This window comes from Sandarakinorhabdus sp., from assembly GCF_031422795.1.
Classification (GTDB): Bacteria; Pseudomonadota; Alphaproteobacteria; order Sphingomonadales; family Sphingomonadaceae; genus Sandarakinorhabdus.
The window spans coordinates 1-6,756 of sequence record NZ_JANPML010000050.1 but is presented as its reverse complement, the minus strand read 5'-3'; the positions used below and the strand labels follow the sequence as shown (position 1 = coordinate 6,756).

Sequence of the window (6,756 nt, the reverse complement as noted above, 5' to 3'; positions counted from 1 at the left end):
CTCGGCGGCGGGCAGATCGATTTTGTTGATCACGGGCACGATCTCATGGTCATGCTCGATAGACTGGTAGACGTTGGCCAGCGTCTGCGCTTCCACGCCCTGCGCTGCGTCCACCACCAGCAGCGCGCCTTCGCAGGCGGCCAATGAGCGGCTGACTTCATAGGCGAAATCGACGTGGCCGGGCGTGTCCATCAGGTTGAGGATGTAATCCTTGCCGTCAGTCGCGCGATAATCGAGGCGCACGGTCTGCGCCTTGATGGTGATGCCGCGTTCCTTCTCGATATCCATGTTGTCGAGCACCTGCTCGCTCATCTCACGCGCGGCGAGGCCGCCGGTCGTCTGGATCAGGCGATCGGCCAGCGTCGATTTCCCATGATCGATATGGGCGATGATCGAGAAATTGCGGATGCGGCTCTGGTCTGCGGTCATGTGTGCGGCATAAGCCGTGGGGCAGGGTGGCGCAATGGCCAAGCCGTCGCGGCAGGACGGTTAAGGGCGCACTGTCCGGGGTGGGAGGGGGCTACCACCAACCCCGGACAGGCCCTCACCCGTCAGTCGTCTTGGTATCCGATCATGTCAGCCATCAGCTTCACGATTGGCCATCCGACTGGCGGCATGGGTTTTCAGCGCGGCGGCCAGTTCCGCAGCGCTGTAAATCTGTCCGATGGGCAACACCCCGGCGGGTGCGTCCACCACTTCGAAACGGTCGCCGGCCTTGCCGCCCTTCAGCCACAGGCAGGTGATGTGCAGCGCCGGGATGCGCAGCTGCGCCACCTCGCCATCATCAGCCGGCGGGGCGGCGGCCATGCGGGTGAGGGCGTTCCTGAACCGGCCAACGCTGATGCCGTTCGACATCTGCGCGAAGCGCGAATCGCTGGCGCGGGCTTCGGCTGAAACTGCACCGGCTTCGGTGGGCACGATCTGCGCCCACAATTTCAGCTTGGCACCCGGGATGATGCGGCCGGCGGCAAGATCGTCCAGCCCCAGCATATAGACCGGGGTGGCGATCGCATCGGCGTCGCGCACCTCGGCCAGGGTGGTGGCCATGCGCATGGCATCGCCCAACGCCATGCGGGCGGCACCGCGGGTGATGGCCGGTGCGCGGGCTTCGAGATTGGCGCTGGCGGCCAGACGCGGCAGCACGGCGGCAAGATTGGCGGCCATGGCGGCCGGCGGCTTGGCGAAACTGATCGGCATCGAAATTCTCCTTTTCGCTGTGGCGGCTCAGGGCCTAGTATAGCCGGTGCCGATCCAATTGCCGCTGCCGTTGTAATCGGCGAGCAGCGTATCATAGGCGACGATGGTGGTGGTGCCCTGCGTGGCATCGGCGGCGCTGGACGAGCCGGGGTCGCACATGATGACGAACTCGCCATCTTCCACCCCGGCGGCGACCACGGCATGGCGGCCACCGCCATCCCATTCGATGCGGACGAACACCGGCCGGCCAATCGCCAACTGGCCGCGCAGATTGGCGTACGACACGCTGTTGTTCTGCATCTGCTCAAGATGGCCCAGGCTGTCGATCACCGCCGACGTGTTGTCGGGGATGTTGCAGCGGGCCCCATCGGCGCCCGGCCCCGGCTGGCCGCAATCATTGCGCCCGCGCCGCTGGTTGACCAGATCAACTTGGCTGAGCGTGGAGGCCGGCTGATAATGGCGCCGGATGCTCGATGAAACGGCGGCCCAGCACCATTGGCTCTGCTGCTGGCGCTGGATGCGGAAGGCCAGATTGACATCAACCGGCAGGGCACCCAGCGCGGCCGACACGAACAGCGGGCGGAAACCGCTGGCAACTGCTGCATCGAAATTGGCCTGATAGGCGCCGCCGGTCATGCCGTGATGGCCAACACTGGCGGCGCTGCGTTTTTCCCACAGGCCGGCATAGACATCGCGTTTGAAGAAGAGGAAATTCACCATGGCGCTGCCGCCCGACACCAGATCATAGCCCTGTGCGGCCAGGCTGTTGTGGGTGGCGCGGAACTGCGCTTCGGTCATGTCGTGGCGGGCCACCCACGCCGGGCCGGGGCTTTTTTCCCACCAGGCGATGTAACGCACCGTGCTGCCTTCAACATAGGGCTGCACGCTGCGCAGGCGCATGCCCTGGCCAACCAGCTGGTTGAACGCGGCCTGATAGGCGGCGCTGTCCAGCCCGTGCCGCGCTGCCCAGGGGGCGGAACCGGCCTTTTCATAGACGCAGGCAAAGCGTGAGCCATTGGACGTGCGCCATGCCGACAGGCTGAGCGGGCGCAGGCCCTGATTGGACCATGTGTTGACCTCGGCCTGATACTGCGCCGACGACAATCCGTGCCGCGCGGCCCAGCCGGTGGAGGAGCTCTTGTCGAAGATGGCGGCAAAGCGCTCGCCATTGCCGGTGCCATAGCCGCTGATGCAGACCGGGCGGAAGCCCTGGCCGGTCAGCGTGTTGAACCGCGTCTGATATTGCGCGCCTGTCAGGCCGTGATTGGCCGTCCACGCCGCGCCGCCAGCCTTGATCCAGCTGGCCATAAACAATGCTTGTGCCATGGTCTGCGTCCCCTCTCCCAAAGGTGGATGCAGCGTCCCCGGCGGCTTTCATGGTGTCCCATTCGCTGGCGCAGATTACCATGCTTTGGGCGAATCCATTGCATGGAACCGACAGAAATGCTGGCCGGCCTGAAACCGCAGATGTCTTGACCCTGAGCAGCGCTGGCCATAGCGGAACGGCATAAAGTGACGGAGACACATGGTGACCATCAACATTGCAATCGTCGGCGCCGGCCCGGCCGGATACTACACCGCCGAAGCCGCCCAGAAACAGTGGGGTGCTGATGTGCGAGTCGATATCATCGATCGCCTGCCCACTCCCTATGGCCTGATCCGCGCCGGCGTGGCGCCTGATCACCAGTCCATCAAGGCGGTGACCAGGCGGTATGAGGCGACCAACCTCGCGCCGGGCACGCGGTTGGTGGGCAATGTGATGCTTGGCGACGATGTTTCGATCGACGAGTTGTTGGGCCTGTATGATGCCGTCGTGCTGTCGGTGGGCGCACCGCTCGACAAGCCCATCGGTATTCCCGGTGATGATCTGCCTGGCGTGATCGGGTCGGCGGCGTTTGTTGGCTGGTATAATGGCCACCCCGATCATGCCGGCCTGGCCGTGGATCTGTCACACCATGGCGCCGCGATCATCGGCAACGGCAATGTTGCCATCGATTGCGCCCGGGTGCTGGCCAAGACGGTGGACGAACTGGCCACGACCGATATCGCCGGCCATGCCCTGGCCACGCTCGCCGCCAGCGCCGTGCGCGATGTACACATCATCGGTCGCCGTGGGCCACACCAGGCCAGCTTTACCACCAAGGAAGCCGGCGAACTGGGCCATCTCGTCCGTGCGCATCCCATCGTTCGGCCGGGCGATTTCCCGCCGGAGGCCGAAGACGCCGCGCTCGATCCCGGCCAGCGCAAGATGGTCACCCATTTGCGCGGCTTTGCCGGCCTACCCCGCGGCGATAAACCGGTGACGATCAATTTTGAATTCTTCCGCCGCCCGGTCGCAGTGGAAGGGACGGGCAAGGCACAGCGCCTGATCGTGGAAACCACCCGGCTGGAAAACGGCCAGGCGGTGGGCACCGGCGAATTGCACGCCATCCCGTGCGGGCTTGTGATCGCCTGCATCGGCTATCGCACGGCGGAAATTCCCGGTGTGGTGTTTGCCGAAAAACTTGGCCGCTTCCCCACCGATGATGCTGGCCGCATCGCGCCTGCGCTTTATGCCAGCGGCTGGGCGCGGCGCGGGCCGTCGGGCACCATCGGCACCAACCGGCCCGATGGCTTTTCGGTGGTCGCCGCCATGGTGGAAGACAGCATCGCTGCGTCGGGCAAGGCCGGGCCGGCGGGGCTCGACGCCCTGCTCGCCAGTCGTGCCATCAAGGCCACGGATTTTGCTGGCTGGCAGAAGATCGAAGCCGCAGAGGTGGCCGCTGCCCGCGCCGGGGCGCCGCGCGAGAAGATCGTGGATGTGGCCCGGATGATGTCGCTGGCCTGAAGCGTCTGCGGGCGCCTGCCCCGGCACGCAGCTGGATCAGGTCGCCACGAAATCGACAAGGACGAAGCTGACATTGTCGCGTCCGCCTGCATCCAGCGTGCGCAGCAACAGCTGGTTACAGGCCGCGACGCGCGGGCCGTGCAAAATCTGGCCAATGTCCGCGTCTGACAGTTCGCCGTTCAGGCCATCGCTGCAGATCAGGAAGCGGTCCCCAGCCCGGACATCGGCTGCAGCGACATCGATATCGTCACGGCCGGGCAGCCCGATGGCCCGCCACAGCAGGTGGCGGCCGGGATGGTTCTGGGCGGCTTCCGCGCTGATCATGCCCACTTCAACCTGCCACTGCGCCTCATTGTGGTCGCGACTGAGCGTTTCCAGCCTGCCACCGCGCCAGCGATAGATGCGGCTGTCGCCACACCAGATCAGGCTGGCACGGCTGTCGCACCACAACAGTGCCGCCAGCGTCGTGCCCGAAAGGCCGCCCGCGGCCGCCGCGCGGCGGGCAATGGCCACGCTGGTTGCCGCCATGGCTGCAATTATGGCCTGCACCATGGCCTCGTGGTTCAAGCCGGCTGGCACGACCGCCAGCCCATCGATCACCGCCTGAGCCGCCGCATCGCCGTCCATCAGGCCGCCCATGCCATCGGCGACGGCCCACAGGCCGAGATCGTCACGGGCCAGCCAGCGATCCTCGTTGCGGTCGCGCCGACAGCCGACATGGGTGACGGCATGGCTTTCGGCGAAGAGAGTGTGGATCGGCATGGTGGAGCCGAAAGTGCCACAGCCCGGTGCTGCCAGCAATCTTGCGATGAATTGGCCGGTTTATGTGGTTGCACCGCCTGCCTTGCCCGGCTATAGCGCCGCTTCCGCAAGGTTCGGGGCGTAGCTCAGCCTGGTAGAGCGCTGTCTTCGGGAGGCAGAGGCCGGAGGTTCGATTCCTCTCGCCCCGACCAATTGCGGTTGAGGTTCGGTCCCGGCGAACCTCCGTCCTCTGCACTGCAGGGGATGTGGGGCCGGAGGTTCGTTTCCTCTCGCCCCGACCATCGGAAAACAAAAGGGCCAGCAGCGATGCTGGCCCTTTTCGTTTCAGCCGAGACGAAACCGCACCGCCAGCAGGCCTTTGAACGGCGTTCCAATTGGCCCTTCATACACCAGAACGTCACCGGCGTGCGGCTCGGCACCGGCTGCCAGGCCTTCGCTGGCGCTGGTGACAAACAACAGATCAAGGCCGGCGCCGCCAAAGGCTACGCAGGTCACCTGGCTGACAGGCACGTGCAGGCGGCCGGCAACGGTGCCATCGGGGTTGTAGGCGGTAGCGCGGCTGCCGCCCCATTCGGCGTTCCACAGCCGGCCCAGCGCATCCACATCCGATCCATCAGGCGCGCTGCCCGGTTCGGTGCGGGCAAATTGCGCGGCGTCGCCCAGCGGGCCATTTGCCGGATAGCGCAGGATGCGGCCCGTGGTGGAATCGGCAAAAAAGGCGTGCGCGCCATCGGGTGAGAAACAGAGGGAATTGCTGATGAGGATGCCGTCGCGCACGGCCTCGGGCACTGCAGTGCCGGGCGGATCAAGCCGATAAAGCGAACCGCGTTCGGGCGGCGCGCGGCTTTCATCTTCCACCATCGCCCCGGCCCAAAACCGGCCCTGCCGGTCCACCCGGCCATCGTTCAGGCGCATGCCATGGGTTTCGAGGTCCAGCCGGTGCAGCCATTCGATATGGCCGCTGGCCGGCGTGAATAGCGCAAAGCCGTTGGCCAGTGCCAGCAGCAGGCGATCCGGATCGTCGGTGAGCGCCATTGATCCCAGGCGTTCGGGCACGGTGATGCGTTCCAGCTGCTGTGCGTCATGGTGCCAGCACAACAGTTCGCTGCGCTGGATGTCGGTGAACCACAGGCAGCCAAGCGCGTCATCCCACACCGGCCCTTCGGCCAGCACGCATTGCGAAGGGATGATGAAGGCCGGCTGGCGGGGCAGATCGAGCATGGCCAGCAGGATTGCACCACAGCCGGCCGCGTGCAAGTTGGCAGCCGAAACCAGCGGGAGGGACAGCAGATGCATGATTTTCTGGCCAACAGGCGCCCGCTGGTGGCGATCTTGCGCGGGCTGGAGCCGGAACGGGCCGCCGCCGTGGCGCAGGCGCTGGTGGACGCCGGCATCACCCTGATCGAAGTGCCGCTGAATTCGCCCGATCCGTTCACCAGCATCGCCGCCATCATCGCGGCAGTGGGTAACCGGGCGCTGGTCGGGGCCGGCACGGTGCTCGACGTGGGCCAGGTGCGGGCGTTGGCGGGCATCGGCGCGCAGCTGGTGGTATCCCCCAATGGCAATCCAGCCGTGATCAGCGCGGCGGTTGCTAGCGGCATGATTGCGCTGCCCGGCGTGCTCACCCCCACCGAGATGTTCGCCGCGCTGGCCGCTGGCGCGCAGGGCCTGAAGATCTTCCCGGCCGAACTGGTGCCGCCGGCTGGCGTGACCGCCGTGCGCGCCGTGCTGCCGCCAGGCCTGCCGCTGTTCATGGTGGGCGGCATCAATGCCGAAACGATGGCGGCCTATCGCGCCGCCGGTGCGACCGGGTTCGGGCTGGGCAGTTCGTTGTTCAAGCCGGGCAAGCCGCTGGACGCCATCGCCGCTGATGCGCGCGCCATCGTGGCGGCGTGGGACAGGCTGATCTGAGCCCCTCCCCCATTTGGGGGGAGGGAGTCAGACCCGGCCGCCGTCGATCACCAGTGACT

General features: G+C 66.2%; 7 protein-coding genes and 1 tRNA gene. 3 read left to right on the top strand and 5 right to left on the bottom strand.

Annotated elements, in window-relative coordinates; genetic code table 11:
• The 3 genes from RMO81_RS01975 to RMO81_RS01965 form a co-directional block, all read right to left on the bottom strand.
• The coding region (locus RMO81_RS01975; protein ID WP_310474047.1) for a GTP-binding protein at nt 1-429 on the bottom strand (429 nt) is incomplete at its 3' end.
• Nucleotides 430-576: 147 nt separating this feature from the next.
• Nucleotides 577-1,197: a hypothetical protein gene (locus tag RMO81_RS01970; protein WP_310474046.1), complete on the bottom strand. Its 621-nt coding sequence runs from the start codon at nt 1,195-1,197 to the stop codon at nt 577-579.
• Between the two features lie 27 nt (nt 1,198-1,224).
• On the bottom strand, nt 1,225-2,505 hold the full coding sequence (locus RMO81_RS01965) for a papain-like cysteine protease family protein (protein WP_310474045.1): 1,281 nt from the start codon (nt 2,503-2,505) through the stop codon (nt 1,225-1,227).
• A gap of 217 nt (nt 2,506-2,722) precedes the next feature.
• Here RMO81_RS01965 and RMO81_RS01960 point away from each other — a divergent pair, with 217 nt between their 5' ends.
• Nucleotides 2,723-4,024 (top strand): FAD-dependent oxidoreductase, encoded by a 1,302-nt coding sequence (locus RMO81_RS01960; RefSeq protein ID WP_310474044.1) that lies wholly within the window; start codon nt 2,723-2,725, stop codon nt 4,022-4,024.
• 36 nt (nt 4,025-4,060) lie between these two features.
• Here RMO81_RS01960 and RMO81_RS01955 read toward each other — a convergent pair whose 3' ends face one another.
• Nucleotides 4,061-4,786 (bottom strand): serine/threonine-protein phosphatase, encoded by a 726-nt coding sequence (locus RMO81_RS01955; protein ID WP_310474043.1) that lies wholly within the window; start codon nt 4,784-4,786, stop codon nt 4,061-4,063.
• Between the two features lie 114 nt (nt 4,787-4,900).
• Here RMO81_RS01955 and RMO81_RS01950 point away from each other — a divergent pair.
• A tRNA-Pro gene (locus RMO81_RS01950) sits at nt 4,901-4,977 on the top strand.
• A gap of 133 nt (nt 4,978-5,110) precedes the next feature.
• Here the strand turns inward: RMO81_RS01950 and RMO81_RS01945 are convergent.
• Nucleotides 5,111-6,082 (bottom strand): SMP-30/gluconolactonase/LRE family protein, encoded by a 972-nt coding sequence (locus RMO81_RS01945; protein ID WP_310474042.1) that lies wholly within the window; start codon nt 6,080-6,082, stop codon nt 5,111-5,113.
• Here RMO81_RS01945 and RMO81_RS01940 point away from each other — a divergent pair.
• Nucleotides 6,077-6,697 (top strand): 2-dehydro-3-deoxy-6-phosphogalactonate aldolase, encoded by a 621-nt coding sequence (locus tag RMO81_RS01940; RefSeq protein WP_310474041.1) that lies wholly within the window; start codon nt 6,077-6,079, stop codon nt 6,695-6,697. The two genes, RMO81_RS01945 and RMO81_RS01940, sit on opposite strands and share 6 nt — an antisense overlap.
• Nucleotides 6,698-6,756 lie beyond the last annotated feature (59 nt).